The organism is Pseudomonas sp. V88_4, assembly GCF_029967985.1.
GTDB lineage: Bacteria > Pseudomonadota > Gammaproteobacteria > Pseudomonadales > Pseudomonadaceae > Aquipseudomonas > Aquipseudomonas glycinae.
In genome coordinates, this window is sequence record NZ_JASCAF010000043.1 from 68632 (window position 1) to 87259 (window position 18628).

Consider the following 18628-nt stretch of genomic DNA (forward strand, 5'->3'; position numbering starts at 1 on the left):
CATTCGGCGCTGTGGTCAACAGCGCCGTGTTTGTTTACTTGATCAGGCCGACCCGCGAGAAGTTCGGCAGGTGGCTGAGTTTCGGTTCCGGCCAGCTCATCCAGACCGCGAAGGCCTTGCCGACAATGTTCTGGTCGGGAACCATGCCCAGCAGATCCTTGGGAATGTTCGGATCATCCCAGTAGCGACTGTCGTTCGAGTTGTCGCGATTGTCGCCCATCATGAAATAGTGCCCGGCCGGCACGGTCCAGGTATGGTCCGGCGTGGCGCGGTAGCGGCTCATTTCCTTGCGGATCAGGTGCTCGGCGGCGCCGAGTTTTTCCTTGTAGAGCTCCGCGCTGCCGAGCGTGCCCGGCTCGGAGCCGACCAGTTGTTCGGCAATCGACTCGCCGTTGACGAACAGGCGCTTGTCGGCGGTGTACCTCACCGTATCGCCCGGCAGGCCGACCACACGCTTGATGTAGTTGACGTTCGGGTCGCTCGGGTAACGGAACACCATCACATCGCCGCGCTGCGGGTCACCGACTTCGATGATCTTCTTGTCGATCACCGGCAAACGGATCCCGTAGGAAAACTTGTTCACCAGAATGAAGTCGCCGACGTCCAGAGTCGGTTTCATCGAGCCGGACGGAATCTGGAACGGTTCCACCAGGAACGAACGCAGCACCAGCACGATGAACAGCACCGGGAAGAACGACTTGCCGTACTCGACCAGCAGCGGTTCCTTGTTCAGCTTCTCGACCACCACCACGTCAGGCTGGCTGACGCTGCCCTGATAGGACGCGATGGCAGCACGCCGACGCGGTGCCAGGATCAACAGATCGAGCAACGCCAACAGACCGCAGACGAACACGGCAATGACCAGCAACAGCGGGAAATTTAGTGACATAGGACCTGACTATTCCAACCTGAGCACGGCGAGGAAGGCTTCTTGCGGGATTTCCACGTTGCCGACCTGTTTCATGCGTTTCTTACCGGCCTTCTGCTTCTCAAGCAGTTTTTTCTTACGGCTGACGTCGCCGCCGTAGCACTTGGCCAATACGTTCTTTCTGAGAGCCTTGACGGTTGTCCGGGCGACGATCTGACCGCCAATGGCAGCCTGGATGGCCACGTCGAACATCTGACGAGGAATCAGTTCTTTCATCTTCTCGGTCAACTGGCGACCTTTGAAGTGCGAATTGTCACGGTGCACGATCAGCGCCAGAGCGTCGACCTTGTCGCCGTTGATCAGCACGTCCAGTTTCACCAGATTAGCCGATTGGTAACGATCGAAATGGTAGTCCAGCGAAGCATAGCCGCGGCTGGTGGATTTCAGACGGTCGAAGAAGTCGAGGACCACTTCGTTCATCGGCAGGTCGTAGGTCACCTGGACCTGATTGCCGAGGAACAGCATGTCGACCTGCACACCGCGTTTCTCGATGCACAGGGTGATGACGTTGCCCAGGTGTTCCTGCGGTACCAGGATGTTGGCGCGCACGATTGGCTCGCGCATGTCTTCGATCGACGAGACGTCCGGCAGCTTCGACGGGTTGTCGACGTAAATCGTTTCACCGGTTTTCAGCACCAGTTCAAAGATTACCGTCGGCGCCGTGGTGATCAGGTCCAGGTCGTACTCGCGCTCCAGGCGCTCCTGGATGATCTCCATGTGCAGCATGCCGAGGAAGCCACAACGGAAGCCGAAGCCCAGTGCGTCGGAGCTTTCCGGGGTGTATTGCAGCGACGAGTCGTTCAGGGTCAGTTTCTGCAGCGCTTCGCGGAAGTCTTCGAAGTCGTCGGAGCTGACCGGGAACAGACCGGCGTAAACCTGCGGCTGGATGCGTTTGAAACCTGGCAGCACCGGAACGTCCGGCGTCGAGCTCAGGGTCAGGGTGTCACCGACTGGCGCACCGTGAATGTCCTTGATGCTGGCGATGATGAAGCCCACTTCGCCAGCCTTCAGGTCAGCGGTGGCGGTGTGTTTCGGGTTGAATACGCCAACACTGTCGACCAGATGCACTTTGCCGGTGGACTTCACCAGGATCTTGTCGCCCTTCTTCACCCGGCCGTGACGCACGCGTACCAGGGAGACTACGCCCAGATAGTTGTCGAACCACGAGTCGATGATCAACGCCTGCAGCGGATCTTCGATGTTGCCGGTCGGCGCAGGAATGGTAGCGACCAGACGCTCAAGCACCTCGTCGACACCCAGGCCGGTCTTGGCGCTGCAGGTGACGGCGTCGGTGGCGTCGATGCCGATGATCTTCTCGATCTCGTCCTTGACGCGATCGGGCTCGGCCTGTGGCAGGTCGATCTTGTTCAGTACCGGCATGACCTCAAGGCCCTGCTCGATAGCGGTGTAGCAGTTGGCCACGGACTGGGCTTCAACACCCTGCCCCGCATCGACCACCAGCAACGCACCTTCACAGGCCGCCAGGGAACGGCTGACTTCGTACGTGAAGTCGACGTGACCCGGGGTGTCAATGAAGTTCAGCTGGTAGGTGACGCCGTCTTTGGCCTTGTAATAGAGGGTGACGCTGTGGGCCTTGATGGTGATCCCGCGTTCGCGCTCCAGATCCATGGAATCCAGTACCTGGGCTTCCATTTCACGCTCGGCCAGGCCGCCGCACATCTGGATGAAACGGTCAGCCAGCGTCGACTTGCCATGGTCAATGTGGGCGATGATGGAGAAATTGCGGATATGACTCAAATCACTCACGGATCAACACTCAAAAAGGCTGCAGGCTTGGCCCGCCGAAAAATAGCCGGGAATTGTACCTGATACACGGCGCAAGCGTCACGTTCGCCTGTCACCCGGATTGCATGCAAAAACGCCCCGGTCTGGCGACCGAGGCGTTTTCAAGGCTAAAGCGTGGGTGAAACCTGGTTCATCAACCGGCTCGACGCAACAGCCAGACACCCGCCAGCGCACACACGCCAGCCGGCACCAGCACCGCGAACAGCGGCGAGAAGCCGAACACCAGACTGGATGGGCCCAGCAGATCCTGAACGATGCGGAAGGTGAAGCCCACCAGCACACCGGTGAACACCCGCTGACCGAGGGTCACCGAACGCAGCGGACCGAAGATAAAGGAAATCGCCATCAGCACCAGCGCAGCGGTCACCAGCGGCTGCAACACCTTGACCCAAAATGCCAGCCAGTAACGACCGTTGCTCAGCCCCTGATCGGCCAGATAGTGGATGTAACCCCACAGACCGGTGATCGACAGCGATTCCGGCGCCATCACTACAGTGCTCAGCAATTGTGGGCTCAGCGAGACATCCCAGCGCTCGACCGGCGTATTGACCACTTCGGTGCTGCGCTCGTGGAATTTGGTGGTGGTCACGTCGGTCAGTTGCCAGTGATCGGTGTCGAACTCGGCGCGCTTGGCGAAGCTCGAACTGAGCAGATGGCGCTCTTTGTCGAAGTGATAGCGGGTCACACCATACAGACGACCATTGGGCTGGACGGAGTTGATGTGAATGAACTCGTCACCCTGGCGGTGCCACATGCCGTGCTTGGCGCTTTGCGCGTCGCCGCTGCCTTGCGCCAGCGAACGGTTGGCCTGGGCCATGCTTTCGGTGGCTGGGGCCACGTATTCGCCGATCAGCACACCGGCCAGCATCAGCACCAGCATCGGCTTCATCACCGCCCAGACGATGCGCCCGATGGAGACACCGGCAGCGCGCATTACGGTCAACTCACTGCTGCTCGCCAGACTGCCGAGGCCGATCAGGCAGCCGATCAGCGCCGCCATCGGCAGCATGTCGTACATGCGGCGCGGTGCGGTCAGGAGCACGAAACTCAGGACATCGACCAGGGTGTAGGTGTCACTGACATCGCCCATCTCGTCGATGAACGCAAACAAGGTAGCCAGGCCGAGAATGATCGCCAGCACCGCGATGATCGCGATGAACACGCTGCTGCCGATGTAGCGGTCGAGTTTAACCACGGGCCACCTCCAGCGCTGCGCTGCGACGGCTGGCCAGTTTCAGGCGCAGAGGTTCCCAGTACAGCAGGCCGAGACCGATGACCAGGAAGATCGCATGCACCCACCACAAGCCGAGCGCCGGTGGGATCTTGCCTTTCTCGAGGGCGCCGCGGGCGGCAATCAGGATGGTCAGGTAAGCCATATAAAGAAGAATCGCCGGCAGCAGCTTGAGGAAACGCCCCTGGCGCGGATTGACCCGCGACAGCGGCACCGCCAACAGGGTCACGATGAACACCAGCAACGGCAGCGACAGGCGCCATTGCAGTTCCGTTTTCGAGCGAATGTCGTCGCTGCCGAGCAGGGACGAGGTCGGCATGGCGTCACGGTCGGTGACCTCCTCGCTGACATCGGGCTTGGGCAGCAGCACGCCGTAAGTTTCGTAGTGGATGGCGCGATAGTTGGCCTGACCCGGGCTGCCGTCATAACGGTAGCCGTTGTCCAGAATCAGGTAGCGATTGCCGTCGGGACGCACTTCCTGGCGACCCTTTTCAGCTACCAGCACGGAAATCCCGCGTTCCTTCTGGTTGGCGCCAAGGTTCTTCTGCGAGATGAATACGCTGCCGAGATTGACCCGGTCGTCGCTCAGGGTTTCGGTGTAGGTCACCCGCGTACCGTCACGCAGGGCCTGGAAGCGGCCGGGCTCGAGAGTGTCGAATTCGGTCAGGGCGTCCTGTTTGTTCAGCAGCAGCTGGAACTGATTGGCGCCTTGCGGTGCCAGGCTCAGGCTCAGCCACGCCACCACCAGTGCCACCAGAGTGGCCGGAAACAGGGTCATGCGGAACAACCGCTGCTGACTCATGCCGGTGGCCGAAAGCACGGTCATCTCGCTTTCGAGGTACAGCCGGCCGTACGCCAGCAGAATCCCGAGGAACAGCCCCAGCGGCAGGATCAACTGCATGAAGCCCGGCAGGCGATAGCCCATGATCAGGAACAGCGATCCCGGATCGAGCTGGCCTGCGGCGGCCTGGGCGAGGTATTTGATGAAGCGACCGCTCATGATGATGACCAGCAGCACGGCGCTTACCGCACTCAGGGTCAACAGGACTTCGCGGGACAGATAACGGAAGACGATCAAACCAGACACTCCAGGGTTGTCAGGCTAAGGCGGCCAAACAAGCAAACGTCTCGACGGGCCCGCAAGGCAGAGCCGTCGAAAAAAGATGCGGCATTATCCTGTGATTGAGGGCGCCTGTCACTGCGCACACTCACGCAAGCGTGCAATCGGTTGAAGATCGTACAACCGAGGGTTGTCAGGCGCGGTGAGCGAGGTTCAAACTGCCGCCTCTGTCGCAGGCACTGGCCTGCGCCTCTTCTCTCTATAAGCAGGCGACGGCGGACACGTCGAACGCCTGTGTGTTGACCATTCATTCAGGGATCCGGACATGGAACTGGTTGTAAAAAGCGTTAGCCCAGAAACGTTGAAAACCGCCACCCTGGTGGTTGCCGTCGGCGAAGGCCGCAAACTCGGCGTCGCCGCCAAACAGGTCGACGAACTGAGCGGCGGCGCCATCAGCGCCGTGCTCAAGCGTGGCGACCTGGCCGGCAAGGTCGGCCAGAGCCTGTTGCTGCACAGCCTGCCGAACCTGAAAGCCGAACGCGTGCTGCTGGTGGGCGTGGGCAAGGATGAAGAACTGGGCGACCGTCCGTTCCGCAAGATCGTCGCTGGTATCCTCAACACCCTCAAAGGCCTGGGCGGCAGCGACGCCGTACTGGCACTCGATGAAATCATCGTCAAGAACCGTGACAGCTACGGCAAGACCCGTCTGCTGGCCGAAACCCTGGTCGACGGCGAATACACCTTCGACCAGTTCAAGAGCCAGAAAGCCGAACCGCGCGCGCTGAAGAAAATCACCCTGCTGACCATCAAGGCCGCTCAGGCCGAAGTGCAACGCGCCGTGAATCACGCCACCGCGATCGCCAACGGCATGGCCTTCACTCGCAACCTGGGCAACCTGCCGCCGAACATCTGCCACCCGACTTTCCTGGGCGAACAGGCCAAGAACCTCGGCAAAGAGTTCAAGGATCTGAAAGTCGAAGTCCTCGACGAGAAGAAGATCAAGTCGCTGGGCATGGGTTCGTTCTACGCCGTCGGCCAGGGCAGCGCCCAGCCGCCGCGCCTGATCGTCATGCAATACAACGGCGGCAAGAAATCCGAGAAGCCGTACGCACTGGTCGGTAAAGGCATCACCTTCGACACTGGCGGCATCAGCCTGAAACCGGGCGCCGGCATGGACGAGATGAAGTACGACATGGGTGGTGCCGCCAGTGTGTTCGGCACTCTGCGCGCCGTTCTGGAACTGAAGCTGCCGATCAACCTGGTGTGCATCCTGGCCTGCGCCGAGAACATGCCGAGCGGCACTGCTTCGCGTCCGGGCGACATCGTCACCACCATGAGCGGCCAGACCGTGGAAATCCTCAACACCGACGCCGAAGGTCGTCTGGTGCTGTGCGATGCACTGACCTACTCCGAGCGCTTCAAGCCGCAAGCGGTGATCGACATCGCGACCCTGACCGGTGCCTGCGTCGTCGCGCTGGGCGCCCACACGTCGGGCCTGCTGGGCAACAACGACGAACTGATCGAGCAACTGCTGAGCGCGGGCAAGGCTGCCGACGACCGCGCCTGGCAACTGCCGCTGTTCGACGAATACCAGGAGCAACTGGACAGCCCGTTCGCCGACATCGCCAACATCGGCGGTCCGAAAGCCGGCACCATCACCGCCGCCTGCTTCCTGTCGCGCTTCACCAAGAACCTGAACTGGGCGCACCTGGACATCGCCGGCACCGCCTGGACCAGCGGCGGCAAGGACAAGGGCGCCACCGGGCGTCCGGTTCCGCTGCTGACCCAATACCTGCTGGACCGCGCCAAGGCCTGAAACCGATGAACCTGGGCGGCGCTGCCTTCGGGCGGCGCCGTTCAAGGCTCAGGAACCGCAATGACCAAAGTCGACTTTTATATCCTGCCCAGCGCCGACCCTTCGGCTCGCCTGGATTTTGCCTGCAAGCTCACCGATAAAGCCTGGCGCATGGGCCATCGCATCTACCTGCATTGCCGCGATGCCGCCCAGCGTGATGATCTCGATGCGCGACTGTGGGCGTTCAAGGGCGAAACCTTCGTGCCTCACGGCCCGGCTGAAAGCGAACCGGAAGGACTGATCGTGTTGGGTCTGGGCGATGACTGCGGCCAGCACGCGGACTTGCTGGTCAACCTCGACCTGAAAGTCCCGGTTTTCGCCAATAAATTCGCCCGCGTTGCCGAGGTGGTAGTGGAAGATCCGGCGATCCGCACTGCGGCGCGGGAGAGTTTCCGTTTCTACCGCGAACAGGGCTATCCTCTGCAAGACCACCGTTTACAGCGACTCTGAGTACGCCGATGGACACTCCAAAACCGCTGCAAAAACCCGCGCACCTGCTGGATGACCTTGAGTCGATCCGCCAGTTGCTGGGCGATGACAACCTGCAACCGCCGCTGTTGACCGACACAGTCGATGATGGCGAACAGGAACAGATTCCGATGCTGTTCGACTCGGTCGACAACACACCGCAAGCTGTCGAGGCTGCACCCACACCCACACCGACGCCAGCCGCGCAGCCTGCCGCTGCGCCTGTGGATAAAGGCCCCGACGCCCTCCTGCACCTGGACAGCGAACTGCGCGCCGCCGCACAATTGATCATGCAGGACGTGATCGACGACTTCGCGCCGCACATCGAAACCGAAATCAAACGCCGCCTCGAGGCGCGGATGGAACGGCTTCTCGCCGCAGCTTCGAGCGGCAAGCTTTAAGCGGCGAGCAAAAGCCGCATACCTTCTGAAATCCACAGCTGCCTGAGTCCGCAGACAATAGCTTGCGGCTCGCAGCTTGTAGCCTGCCGCTGCCCCCCCAGCTATACTTCCCGGCTTTTCCTGAATAAATGCCAATAGGGTCCCGCCGCGCATGGATAAGACCTACCAGCCGCACGCCATTGAAACTTCCTGGTACAACACCTGGGAGTCCGAGAACTACTTCGCCCCGCAAGGCGCGGGCGACTCCTACACCATCATGATCCCGCCGCCGAACGTCACCGGCAGCCTGCACATGGGTCACGGTTTCAACAACGCGATCATGGACGCCCTGATCCGTTTCCGCCGCATGCAGGGTCGCAACACCCTGTGGCAGCCGGGCACCGACCACGCCGGTATCGCCACGCAAATGCTGGTGGAGCGTCAACTCGAAGCCCAGGGCCAGAACCGCCATGATCTGGGCCGGGAAAAATTCCTCGAGAAAGTCTGGGAATGGAAGGATCAGTCCGGCGGCAACATCAGCCGTCAGATCCGTCGCCTCGGCTCGTCCGTTGACTGGAGCCGCGAGCGCTTCACCATGGATGACGGCCTCTCGGAAGCCGTCAAGGAAGCGTTCGTGCGCCTGCACGAAGACGGTCTGATCTATCGCGGCAAGCGTCTGGTCAACTGGGACACCAAACTGCACACGGCGATTTCCGACCTCGAAGTGGAAAACCACGACGAGAAAGGCTTCCTGTGGAACCTGAAATACCCGCTGGCCGACGGCGCGAAAACCGCTGAAGGCAACGATTTCCTGATCGTCGCGACTACTCGTCCGGAAACCATGCTCGGCGACTCCGCCGTCGCAGTGAACCCGAACGACGAGCGCTACAAAGCCCTGATCGGCAAGTTTGTCGAGCTGCCGCTGGTCGGCCGCCGCATCCCGATCATCGCCGACGATTACTGCGATCCTGAATTCGGCACCGGCTGCGTGAAGATCACCCCGGCCCACGATTTCAACGACTACGAAGTCGGCAAGCGTCACAACCTGCCGCTGCTGAACATCTTCGACAAGAACGCCAACGTGCTGCCGGCAGCGCAAGTGTTCAACCTCGACGGCACGCTGAACGACAGCATCGACGGCAAGATTCCGGCCGAGTACGCCGGCCTCGAGCGTTTCGAAGCGCGCAAGCAGATCGTTGCCGCGTTCGACGCCGCCGGCCTGCTGGTCAGCGTCGACGACCACAACCTGAAAGTGCCGAAAGGCGACCGCTCCGGCACCGTCATCGAGCCGTGGCTGACCGACCAGTGGTACGTGTCCACCAAGCCGCTGGCCGAGCCTGCGATTGCCGCCGTTGAAGACGGTCGCATCCAGTTCGTGCCGAAGCAGTACGAAAACATGTACTTCTCGTGGATGCGTGATATCCAGGACTGGTGCATCAGCCGTCAGCTGTGGTGGGGCCACCGGATTCCCGCCTGGTACGACGAGTCGGGCAAGGTCTACGTCGGTCGCGACGAAGCCGAAGTGCGCGCCAAGCACAATCTCGGCCCGGACGTTGCGCTGCAACAGGACAACGACGTTCTCGACACCTGGTTCAGTTCGGGCCTGTGGACCTTCTCCACTCTGGGCTGGCCAGAAAAGACCGAGTTCCTGAAGAAATTCCACTCCACCGACGTGCTGGTCACCGGTTTCGACATCATTTTCTTCTGGGTTGCCCGGATGATCATGCTGACGATGCACCTGATCAAGAACGAGGACGGCACGCCGCAGGTTCCGTTCAAGACCGTTTACGTACACGGTCTGGTGCGTGATGGCCAGGGCCAGAAGATGTCCAAGTCCAAGGGCAACGTCCTGGACCCGCTGGACATCATCGACGGCATCGAGCTCGAAACCCTGGTGCAGAAACGCACTTCCGGTCTGATGCAGCCAAAACTGGCGAAGAAGATCGAGAAGCAGACCCGCGACGAATTCGCCGACGGCATCGCCAGCTACGGCACCGACGCCCTGCGCTTCACTTTCTGCTCGCTGGCGTCCACCGGTCGCGACATCAAGTTCGACATGGGCCGCGTCGAAGGCTATCGCAACTTCTGCAACAAGATCTGGAACGCCGCGCGTTATGTTTTGGACAAGGGCGAAGACTGCGGCCAGAACGGCGAAGCCTACGAGCTGTCGCTGGCGGATCGCTGGATCATCTCGCAACTGCAACGCACCGAAGCCGAAGTGACCCGTCAACTGGATCAGTTCCGTTTCGACCTGGCGGCGCAAGCGCTGTACGAGTTCATCTGGAACCAGTACTGCGACTGGTACCTGGAACTGTCCAAGCCAGTACTGTGGGACGAAAACGCGCCGGTCGAGCGTCAGCGCGGCACTCGCCGCACGCTGGTTCGGGTACTGGAAGTGGCGCTGCGCCTGGCGCATCCGTTCATGCCGTTCATCACTGAAGAAATTTGGCAGCGCATCGCGCCGCTGGCCGGTATTCAAGGCAAGACGATCATGCTGCAACCATGGCCGGTGGCCAACGAAGAGCGCATCGATCCGGCGGCCGAAGACGACATCGAATGGCTCAAGGGCCTGATGCTCGGCACGCGCAACATCCGTGGCGAAATGAACATCGGCCCGGGCAAACCGCTGCCGATCTACCTGAAGAACGTCAGCGCTGAAGACCAGCGCCGTCTGACCGAGAACGAAGCGCTGCTGAAGAAGCTGGCGCGTCTGGAGTCGATCACCGTACTGGCCGCCGGCGAAGAAGCGCCGCTGTCCGCGACCGCGCTGGTTGGCGAGATGGAAGTGCTGGTGCCGATGGCCGGTCTGATCGACAAGGGCGCCGAGCTGGCGCGCCTGGACAAGGAAATCCTGCGTCTGCAGGGCGAAGTCCAGCGCGTTGGCGGCAAGCTGTCCAACGCCGGTTTCGTTGACAAGGCCCCGGCCGAAGTCATCGAGAAGGAACGCGCCAAACTGGCCGAAGCCGAACAGGCTCTGGCCAAGCTGGCCGAGCAGCACGCGCGGATTGCCAGCCTGTAACGGCAAATCGCACTGAAAAAGGGAGGCCCGCAACGGCCTCCCTTTTTTGTGCCCGGCACTTTTCCGGCCAACAATACGGCTCCCTGTGGGACAATGGCCGCCACTTTCAGCCCTACCCGAATCGACCACGCCCATGAACGCCCCACGTACACCAAAACCTGCGCGCAAGAAGCCTGACTCCGCCACCCCGGCCAAGCCCGTGGCGCCGCGTAAAGAAGCCAGCCTTCACCCGCGCAATCGCCATCAGGGTCGCTACGACTTCCCGGCGCTGATCAAGACCACGCCGGAACTGGCGAAGTTCGTGATCACCAACCCGTACGGCAAGGAAAGCATCGACTTCGCCAGTCCCGATGCAGTGCGTGTGTTCAACCGGGCGCTGCTCAAGTCGTTCTACGGCATCCAGCATTGGGACATCCCGGCCGATTATCTGTGCCCGCCGGTGCCGGGCCGTGCCGACTACATCCACTTCCTGGCAGACCTGCTGGCCAGCAACAACGACGGCGTGGTTCCGCGCGGCGCCATCGTCAATGTGCTGGATATCGGCATGGGCGCCAACTGCGTTTATCCGCTGATCGGTAACAGCGAATATCGCTGGCACTTCCTCGGCTCGGAGATCGATCCGACCGCCGTGGCCGCCGCCAGGGCCATCGTCCAGTCCAACGACCTGAACAAGGTCATCCAGCTGCGCCAGCAGGAAAACCGCAAGCACATCCTGATCGGCCTGCTGGAGCCCGGCGAGCGCTTTGACCTGACCATGTGCAACCCGCCGTTTCACGCTTCGATGGAGGAGGCCACCAAGGGCAGCGAGCGTAAGTGGCGGGCACTGGGCAAGGCCGATCCGAAACGCAAACTGCCGGTACTGAACTTTGGCGGTCAATCGGCCGAACTTTGGTGTGAAGGCGGTGAAGCGCGCTTCGTGACGCAACTGATCGCCGAAAGTGCGAACTTTGCGCACAAGGTGCTGTGGTTCAGCACCCTGGTTTCGAAAGCTTCGAACCTGCCTGCCATCGAAACCGCGCTGAAGAAGGCCGGTGCGCTGGAAAGCCAGGTGGTGGAAATGTCCCAGGGGCAGAAGCAGAGCCGCTTCGTGGCCTGGACCTTCCAGACCAAGTCCGAGCAGCAGATCTGGCGGCGCGAACGCTGGGTTCGCAAGTAATACACTTCAATCGGGGCGGCGCTTGATCGCAAAGCCGCCGCTACTGCTGAAACACCAACAGCAGACATAAAAAAACCGTGCCCGGATCGCTCCGGTGCACGGTTTTTTTGTATCGCTGCGTCTTACTTGTTCACAGCGTCGGTCAGGCTTTTGGCCACAACCAGCTTGATCACTTTCTTGGCAGGGATTTCGATGGCAGCGCCAGTCGACGGGTTACGGCCAGTGCGGGCAGGACGCTCGGTCACTTTCAGCTTGCCGATACCTGGCAAAGTGATTTCGGCACCATTTTCCAGCTGATCGGCAACGATTTGACCCAGTTGGTCCAGAGCGGCACGCGCGGTGGTTTTCGGCGCGTCGATAGCTTCAGCGATGTCGGCGATCAGTTGGTCTTTAGTAAGAGCCATGTAGTGTTCCTTCCCTATCAAATTCATATGGATTGCAGAGTGCAGTGTCAGCCATCGAGCCCGATCTTCTGGATCTGGCACCCTCGGCGATAACCACGACGAGTCGGGGTTATAGATGCCGAAATCAAGGTTTGGTTCGACCTGACAAAAGCTGAATGCATGCTTGTCGCGGTGACTTCGCACAAGACCGGGCAAAACTAGCACAGAGACAAGGAAATATCCGCCTCTAGCTAGCCAAATGGTCAGGTTTATTGCGCTAAATCGGTAAATAAATGCATAAGGGCGGTCGGGTGACCCGGATTTGCCCTTCACCCCGCGCCAAATCCAGTGGTTGCGGTACACTGGGCGCTTTTTCGGGGGAGCCCGCCCTCCTCCCTTCCACCAGCCGAGAAGCCTATGCCGATCCGTCATTGCATCGTCCATTTGATCGACAAAAAACCCGACGGCACACCCGCAGTCCTGCACGCCCGTGACTCCGAACTGGCTGAGTCCGCAGCCATCGAGAACATGCTCGCCGACCTCAACGAGAGCTATAACGCCAAACAGGGCAAAGCCTGGGGCTTGTTCCATCCGGAGTCCGGTGCGTTCCCGTTCAGCGGCTGGCTGAAGGAATACATGGAAGGCGGCAAGGACTTCACTGCGTTCAGCAAAGTCGCGGTCGAGCACCTGCAAAAGCTGATGGAAGAATCGAACCTGTCGGTCGGCGGCCACGTGCTGTTCGCCCACTACCAGCAAGGCATGACGGACTACCTGGCCATCGCCCTGCTGCACCACAGCGAAGGCGTGGCGGTGACCGATGAACTGGACGTGACCCCGTCGCGCCACCTCGACCTCGGCCAACTGCACCTGGCGGCGCGGATCAACGTTTCCGAGTGGCAGAACAACAAGCAGTCCAAGCAGTACATTTCGTTCATCAAGGGCAAGAACGGCAAGAAGGTCTCGGAGTACTTCCGCGACTTCATCGGCTGCCAGGAAGGCGTCGATGGCCCGGGCGAGACCCGCACCCTGCTCAAGGCCTTCAGCGACTTCGTCGAGAGCGAAGACCTGCCGGAAGATTCCGCCCGCGAGAAGACCAAGACCCTGGTCGATTACGCCAGCAGCCAGGCCAAGCTCGGCGAACCGATGGGCCTGGAAGAACTGTCTGAGCTGATCGACGAAGAGCGCCCGAAGGCCTTCTACGATCATATCCGCAACAAGGATTACGGCCTGTCGCCGGAGATTCCGGCGGATAAGCGCACGCTCAACCAGTTCCGCCGCTTCACCGGCCGCGCCGAAGGCCTGTCGATCAGCTTCGAAGCGCACCTGCTGGGCTCGAAGATCGAATACGACGAAGAAGCCGGGACTTTGGTCATCAAAGGCCTGCCGACCTCGCTCACCGATCAGCTGAAGCGTCGCAACTGATGCTCGGCAATGTGCTGAAAAAGGTTGCACTGGTTCTGCTGGTGGTTGTGGTCTATCAGAACTGGGGCAAGATCGAGCGGGTGTTCAACCCGTCGCAGATGGCGTCGGAGCAGGTCCGCGCCAACGCCAATGTGGTGCTGTACGCGACGGACTGGTGCGGCTACTGCAAGCAGACCAAACGCTTTCTCGATCAGAAAGGCATTGCGTTCAAGGAATTCGATATCGAGAAAGATGCCGAGGCACGCAAGGCGTATGAAGCGCTGGGCGGACGCGGGATCCCGCTGATCGACGTCAATGGCACGTTGATACGCGGGTTTGACCCGGACGAAATTCTCGCTGCACTGAAATGAACGAGGGAGCCCAAGGGCTCCCTCATTTTTTTCAGCGTTTCTCGATTCGGAAACCGAAACGCGGGAAGTGCACATGCACCAACCCGCCACGTTCGTCTTCACGGCGCAGGATCAACTCCTCTCGACCGGCAAACACCAGCTCACCGGCAACCGGATCAACGCCGTAGTCTGTCGCGGCGATCAGCACCTGCTGACCTGCCACGAACCCGTTCGGATCAGTGAATTCCTCGTCCGGCAACGCCGCCGGCGTCGAACTGCGCGCAATTTCCAGTGCCTGCTCCGAGCTCATCTCGCTGGCCGCGCCGTGGCCGAAACCGAGCACGCGACCCAGCCACGCCGACACTGCCGGATAAGCATCCACCAACGGCGCCGTCACGTGCGTGGCCTTGAGGAACCACAGTGGATGGGCCATGGCGAAGTCGGCAATCGACGGTTCACCGAACAGGAAGTCGCCGTCTTCACGCTGCAACTGTTGCTCCAGACGCGCCATGAGGGTCGGCCAATTGTGCTTGGCCTGCTCCGCTGACAGCCTGGTTGCGCTGCCACCGCTGAACAGTCCGGCACGATCGGCGAGAAACGCCTTGATCGCTTCCGGCGGCAACTTGCCGAAACGTACCGCCACCGATTCCGGCTGAAACACCAGGCTCACCGCATGCTGGAACACCACCGAATCGGCCCAGGCGGCAAAACTGGCGGCGATCATTTCCTGACCTTCCGGGAAGAACGAAGGCTGGGCCTTTTCCTGCTCGAGGCGTCGGGCGATCAGCGCAGTGTCGCAATAGATGTCGGCGCCGATCTGTAGCACTGGCGTCTTGCGGTAGCCCCCGGTCAGGGCAGTCAGGTCCGGTTTCGGCATCACCGGCGAGATGTGCACCGAGCGCCAGGACAAGCCCTTGAAACCCAACAGCAGCCGGGCCTTTTCGGCGAATGGAGAGGTCGGGTAATGATGCAGAATCAACTCGGACATGCTCGGCTCCGCCGCACAGAAAGTGAACCAGCAGCTTAGCGCGCAATTCGTTCGCAGCCTACGGATCCGGCTGATGGGAACTGATCAGTCAGGTTGATAAGGCACTAAAAAACCGCCTCAGCCAAGGCCGAGACGGCTTCCCACTTCAATGACCTTACATCAGGTCATCGAAGTGATCTCGCAGGAACTCGTAAAAGCGAAACGCTTTGAACGACCTCCATACGAGGCTCAGAGTACGTAGCACAAGCTTCATACGTTTTGGCCTCCGGTTGGGGGCCAAACCTCCAGCGCGCTTACCGGACCACGTACGCCTTCGGAATACACGCTAGTGTGTCCAGTGAGGCGGCCGGTTGTGACACCCTCTGAAATATCATTCCGGCACGGGAGCAACTCCGTGTCAGAGGGCATGAAACCGTTACGCCAATCGGCCAGACCTCATTAGTTGCACTGTCATGCGAGCGGACAGATCGTAATCGGGTTTCTGACACGCTGCTTAAACAAATGAATCAAAAACCGCATTTTTCTGAACAAGTGCTTTTAGACTTGCTCGATGGCATAAAGACGAATAATCTTCGTCCACGCTAGTGTGTCCAGTGAGACGCAGTAAACCCGGCCGCAAACCGAGGTTTACAGAAAAAGCCGCCCCGCAAAGGCGGTTTTTTTTCGCCTGCCGTTTGTCTGAGGACACTGCTCCGACGAGCAGGCATTTCTACCGCTCGCACCCGATCAATCAGGCCGATAAGACGCCACCAGACACTCCTTCGCACTCTTCCTGAGCTTCTTGATCAACCGCTCCTGACGCAACGCATCACCCTTGTCGCGGCAACGCTCGGTGTAGACCAGCGCCATCGCCGGGCTTGAAAGAAAGAACCGTGCGCCCTTGCCGCTCTGATGCTTTGCGAAACGGCGTACGGGATCATCGCTGATCCCGCAGTACAGCGAACCGTTGGCGGCGCGTACGAGGTAGACGAACCAGGATTTGCTCACCGGAACGTCGGCATCGAGAGGATTTTCGCTGAGGCTGTTCACGGGACAATTCAGGCGTAAGGAAAACAGGTGGCGATCTTATCAGCGACTCGCCTGAAATGCCTTCAGCCCTTTCAGCGCCTGAGCACGGACAGCGTTGCGCACCAGAGGCGTCCAGCCCAACAACAACCCCTTGAAACCCAGCGCCTGACGCGACCAGCGCCACAGGTCGAAGTGGTCGTGGTGTTCGCAGATCTTGCCGTCGCGAAAGACGAAGCGTGCCTGGATATCGTTGATCACGACATTGCCGGTCTGGCTGAACAGGTAGGTCGCCACCCAGTGGGCGCCGCCGCTGCGCTCGTCGGCGCGGACGTTGTCGAAGGTCAGGGAGAAGTCCTTGGCGCGAGTGGTGAGCATGCGCCACATGTCACCGGCATCACGACCGCGCAGCTCGCCGAAGGCCGGATCGCTGAACACCACGTCGTCGGTGTAGCAGGCGGCCATGGCCTCGGCGTCGAGGCGCTGGAAGGCCTGGTAGAAACGGGTGATCAGGGCGCTGTGGGCTTCTTCACTCATGGGCAATCTCCAGGAAAGGTACAGATTGCCAGCACGATAATCCGCAAACGCCTGAAACACTATCGGCATTCGCATTTCGAATACCGACAGTGTGTGCGTATCAGACCTTTTCGCTAACCACCTGCACGTACAGCGCGCGACCGGCACCGAGGCCGGCGAGGATCGCCCCGGCACCAATGATGCCGAAAATCCAGCCCACGGCATTCCAGCCGCCGGTCCAGTCGTGCACCACGCCGACCGCGAACGGCCCCATCGACGCGAGGGTGTAGCCAAAGCCCTGGGACATGCTCGACAGGTTGGCCGCGACATGGGAATCCCGCGAGCGCAGCACGATCAGGGTCAGCGCCAGGCTGAACGTGCCGCCCTGCCCCAGGCCCAGCAGGATCGCCCAGCCCCACAGGCCTTCGATCGGCGCGAAGAGGCAACCGAACAGGCCGCCCAGGGTCAACGCCATCACCACCACGATCGCCAGCCGCTGATCTTTGCCACGCGTGGCCAGCCACGGTGCCGCCAGGGAGCTGGCGAGCTGGATGATCACCGATCCGGACAGCACCAGCCCGGCCTGGGTCGGCGTCAGCCCGCGACCGATAAGGATCGACGGCAGCCAGCCGAACACGATGTAGGCCAGCGACGATTGCAGGCCCATGTACAAGGTCACTTGCCAGGCCAGCGGATCCCGCAGCAGACCGCGCACCCGGTAGGCAACGTTGTGTGCACCATGCTTCTGGCCGATTTGCGGCAGCCAGAACACCGCCGCCACCAGCGCCGGAATCACCCAGAAACCCAGGCCCATGGCCCAGCTGTGGTCAAAGTGTTCGCTCAATGGCACGGTCGATCCCGCCGCCAATGCCGCGCCCAGGCACAGGGCCATGGTGTAGACGCCGGTCATGGTGCCGGCGTGTTTGGCGAAGTCGCGTTTGACGATGCCCGGCAGCAACACGCCGATGATGCCGATGCTCGCGCCACCCAGCACGCTGCCGGCGAACAGACCAGTCTCACCGAAATTGCTACGCAGGATGATGCCGCCGGCCAGTGTCAGAAGAATCCCCAATACCACCCGTTCGGCACCGAAACGCCGTGCGAGCAATGGGGCCAGAGGTGCGAACAACCCAAGGCAGAGCACTGGCAGCGTCGTCAGCAATCCCGCTTGAGCAGCGGACAAACCGAGACTTTTCGACACTTCACCGAGCAACGGCGCCATGCTCGACAGCGCCGGACGCAGGTTCAACGCCACCAGGATCAGCCCCAGCAGCAACAGCCACGGGCGCCGCACCAGCGGATGGCTTTGCTGCACCTGATCGTCATCGGCTTCGGCGTCGATCAACAACTCTTCAAGCTCGGCCTTGCGAACGGGGGCTGTGGAGACTTCTGGGCGGGACATGGTTTTCTCGGTTTCAAGGTTCATTGATCAACTGCCTCGACAGGGCTTTGGCCCGCTCCGGATCGCGCCGCTCGACGGCCTCAAGCAAGGCGACGTGCAAATCGAAGACTTCCTGTCGACGGGGGACGATGTTCAGGGTCTGGCGCAATTGCGCGCCGACGATGCTGGAAAAATAGCGATACAGCTCGCTGAGGGTCGGGTTGTGCGCGGCGTCCACCAGACGGCGGTGGAAAACCAGATCGCAGGCGATGTAGCTGTCGAGGTCGCCATGGTAGTGACTGCCGGCGTGCCCCAGTGCCTCGCGCAACGCGACGAGGTCTTCGTCGGTCCGGCGCAAGGCCGCCAGGCCAATGGCCTCGACTTCAAGGATGTGCCGGGTTTCCCGGGCCTGATCCAGCGAGCATTTGGACAGCGCCTTGAGCGTGTCCATCGGATCGACCACTGCCCGCAGGTAACTGCCGTCACCCTGACGAATTTCGATCAACCCGGAAAACGCCAGCACCCGCATCGCCTCGCGCACGGTGTTGCGGCTGATGCCGAGCTCGGCGCACAGCTCGGGCTCGGTCGGCAATCGCTGACCGACCTGCCAACTGCCGTCGGTAATGCGCTGGCGCAACTGATCCAGGGCTTGGTCGACCAGCGATCGCTTAATGAGTGGAGAAATGTCTGACATAGGATTC

17 protein-coding genes are annotated in these 18628 nt (G+C 60.8%); 7 read left to right on the forward strand and 10 right to left on the reverse strand.

All coding sequences use genetic code 11. The features are described 5' to 3' along the window. Positions 1-34: 34 nt before the first annotated feature. From lepB to lptF, 4 genes are all read right to left on the reverse strand, one after another. Positions 35-889, reverse strand: coding sequence for a signal peptidase I (gene lepB, locus QLG12_RS19670; protein ID WP_064382430.1), 855 nt, complete (start codon positions 887-889; stop codon positions 35-37). Positions 890-898: 9 nt separating this feature from the next. Next, positions 899-2695 carry a translation elongation factor 4 gene (gene lepA / locus QLG12_RS19675; RefSeq protein WP_039769508.1) on the reverse strand — a complete coding sequence of 599 codons (1797 nt, stop codon included), beginning with the start codon at positions 2693-2695 and terminating at the stop codon, positions 899-901. A gap of 172 nt (positions 2696-2867) precedes the next feature. Further along, entirely contained in the window at positions 2868-3929 is a 1062-nt protein-coding gene (gene lptG / locus QLG12_RS19680; RefSeq protein ID WP_197869774.1) for an LPS export ABC transporter permease LptG, read from the reverse strand. Continuing rightward, positions 3922-5043 carry an LPS export ABC transporter permease LptF gene (lptF, locus tag QLG12_RS19685; RefSeq protein ID WP_197869773.1) on the reverse strand — a complete coding sequence of 374 codons (1122 nt, stop codon included), beginning with the start codon at positions 5041-5043 and terminating at the stop codon, positions 3922-3924. Before lptF ends, lptG begins: the two co-directional genes overlap by 8 nt. A 307-nt stretch (positions 5044-5350) precedes the next feature. Here lptF and QLG12_RS19690 point away from each other — a divergent pair, with 307 nt between their 5' ends. From QLG12_RS19690 to rlmF, 5 genes are all read left to right on the forward strand, one after another. Then, complete coding sequence (locus QLG12_RS19690; RefSeq protein WP_007957362.1) at positions 5351-6841, forward strand: leucyl aminopeptidase; 1491 nt, start codon at positions 5351-5353, stop codon at positions 6839-6841. Positions 6842-6901: 60 nt separating this feature from the next. After that, positions 6902-7330, forward strand: a complete 429-nt coding sequence (locus QLG12_RS19695; RefSeq protein WP_282475107.1) for a DNA polymerase III subunit chi — start codon at positions 6902-6904, stop codon at positions 7328-7330. A gap of 8 nt (positions 7331-7338) precedes the next feature. Next, a complete protein-coding gene (locus QLG12_RS19700) occupies positions 7339-7749 on the forward strand; it encodes a DNA polymerase III subunit chi (protein WP_197869771.1) in 411 nt (136 codons plus the stop codon). Positions 7750-7900: 151 nt separating this feature from the next. After that, positions 7901-10747, forward strand: coding sequence for a valine--tRNA ligase (locus QLG12_RS19705; RefSeq protein ID WP_108559713.1), 2847 nt, complete (start codon positions 7901-7903; stop codon positions 10745-10747). Between the two features lie 133 nt (positions 10748-10880). Further along, the gene (rlmF, locus tag QLG12_RS19710; RefSeq protein WP_085747006.1) at positions 10881-11903 is read left to right on the forward strand and encodes a 23S rRNA (adenine(1618)-N(6))-methyltransferase RlmF; all 1023 of its coding nucleotides are present in this window, start codon (positions 10881-10883) and stop codon (positions 11901-11903) included. Positions 11904-12025: 122 nt separating this feature from the next. Here the strand turns inward: rlmF and QLG12_RS19715 are convergent, their stop codons facing one another. Then, positions 12026-12307 carry an HU family DNA-binding protein gene (locus QLG12_RS19715; protein WP_064382436.1) on the reverse strand — a complete coding sequence of 94 codons (282 nt, stop codon included), beginning with the start codon at positions 12305-12307 and terminating at the stop codon, positions 12026-12028. Positions 12308-12703: 396 nt separating this feature from the next. Here QLG12_RS19715 and yejK point away from each other — a divergent pair, with 396 nt between their 5' ends. Next, on the forward strand, positions 12704-13708 hold the full coding sequence (gene yejK, locus QLG12_RS19720) for a nucleoid-associated protein YejK (RefSeq protein ID WP_039769496.1): 1005 nt from the start codon (positions 12704-12706) through the stop codon (positions 13706-13708). Beyond that, the gene (locus tag QLG12_RS19725; protein ID WP_236193177.1) at positions 13708-14058 is read left to right on the forward strand and encodes a glutaredoxin family protein; all 351 of its coding nucleotides are present in this window, start codon (positions 13708-13710) and stop codon (positions 14056-14058) included. Before yejK ends, QLG12_RS19725 begins: the two co-directional genes overlap by 1 nt. 31 nt (positions 14059-14089) lie before the next feature. On the opposite strand, the gene QLG12_RS19730 is transcribed toward QLG12_RS19725, so the two are convergent. The 5 genes from QLG12_RS19730 to QLG12_RS19750 all read right to left on the reverse strand — a co-directional run bounded on the left by QLG12_RS19730 (position 14090) and on the right by QLG12_RS19750 (position 18621). Continuing rightward, a complete protein-coding gene (locus QLG12_RS19730; RefSeq protein ID WP_282475108.1) occupies positions 14090-15025 on the reverse strand; it encodes a glutathione S-transferase family protein in 936 nt (311 codons plus the stop codon). Between the two features lie 726 nt (positions 15026-15751). Beyond that, entirely contained in the window at positions 15752-16054 is a 303-nt protein-coding gene (locus tag QLG12_RS19735; protein WP_064382439.1) for a GIY-YIG nuclease family protein, read from the reverse strand. A gap of 39 nt (positions 16055-16093) precedes the next feature. Then, complete coding sequence (locus tag QLG12_RS19740; RefSeq protein ID WP_064593559.1) at positions 16094-16567, reverse strand: nuclear transport factor 2 family protein; 474 nt, start codon at positions 16565-16567, stop codon at positions 16094-16096. 100 nt (positions 16568-16667) lie between these two features. Next, entirely contained in the window at positions 16668-17972 is a 1305-nt protein-coding gene (locus QLG12_RS19745) for a CynX/NimT family MFS transporter (protein ID WP_282475109.1), read from the reverse strand. Continuing rightward, positions 17962-18621, reverse strand: a complete 660-nt coding sequence (locus QLG12_RS19750; protein ID WP_197869767.1) for a FadR/GntR family transcriptional regulator — start codon at positions 18619-18621, stop codon at positions 17962-17964. Before QLG12_RS19750 ends, QLG12_RS19745 begins: the two co-directional genes overlap by 11 nt. Between the last annotated feature and the right edge of the window lie 7 nt (positions 18622-18628).

Coding starts and splice junctions, on each gene's coding strand:
- lepB (WP_064382430.1), bottom strand. CDS start 889: ATGTCACTAAATTTCCCGCTGTTGCTGGTCATTGCCGTGTTCGTCTGC.
- QLG12_RS19690 (WP_007957362.1), top strand. CDS start 5,351: ATGGAACTGGTTGTAAAAAGCGTTAGCCCAGAAACGTTGAAAACCGCC.
- QLG12_RS19695 (WP_282475107.1), top strand. CDS start 6,902: ATGACCAAAGTCGACTTTTATATCCTGCCCAGCGCCGACCCTTCGGCT.
- QLG12_RS19700 (WP_197869771.1), top strand. CDS start 7,339: ATGGACACTCCAAAACCGCTGCAAAAACCCGCGCACCTGCTGGATGAC.
- QLG12_RS19705 (WP_108559713.1), top strand. CDS start 7,901: ATGGATAAGACCTACCAGCCGCACGCCATTGAAACTTCCTGGTACAAC.
- rlmF (WP_085747006.1), top strand. CDS start 10,881: ATGAACGCCCCACGTACACCAAAACCTGCGCGCAAGAAGCCTGACTCC.
- QLG12_RS19715 (WP_064382436.1), bottom strand. CDS start 12,307: ATGGCTCTTACTAAAGACCAACTGATCGCCGACATCGCTGAAGCTATC.
- yejK (WP_039769496.1), top strand. CDS start 12,704: ATGCCGATCCGTCATTGCATCGTCCATTTGATCGACAAAAAACCCGAC.
- QLG12_RS19725 (WP_236193177.1), top strand. CDS start 13,708: ATGCTCGGCAATGTGCTGAAAAAGGTTGCACTGGTTCTGCTGGTGGTT.
- QLG12_RS19730 (WP_282475108.1), bottom strand. CDS start 15,025: ATGTCCGAGTTGATTCTGCATCATTACCCGACCTCTCCATTCGCCGAA.
- QLG12_RS19740 (WP_064593559.1), bottom strand. CDS start 16,567: ATGAGTGAAGAAGCCCACAGCGCCCTGATCACCCGTTTCTACCAGGCC.
- QLG12_RS19745 (WP_282475109.1), bottom strand. CDS start 17,972: ATGAACCTTGAAACCGAGAAAACCATGTCCCGCCCAGAAGTCTCCACA.
- QLG12_RS19750 (WP_197869767.1), bottom strand. CDS start 18,621: ATGTCAGACATTTCTCCACTCATTAAGCGATCGCTGGTCGACCAAGCC.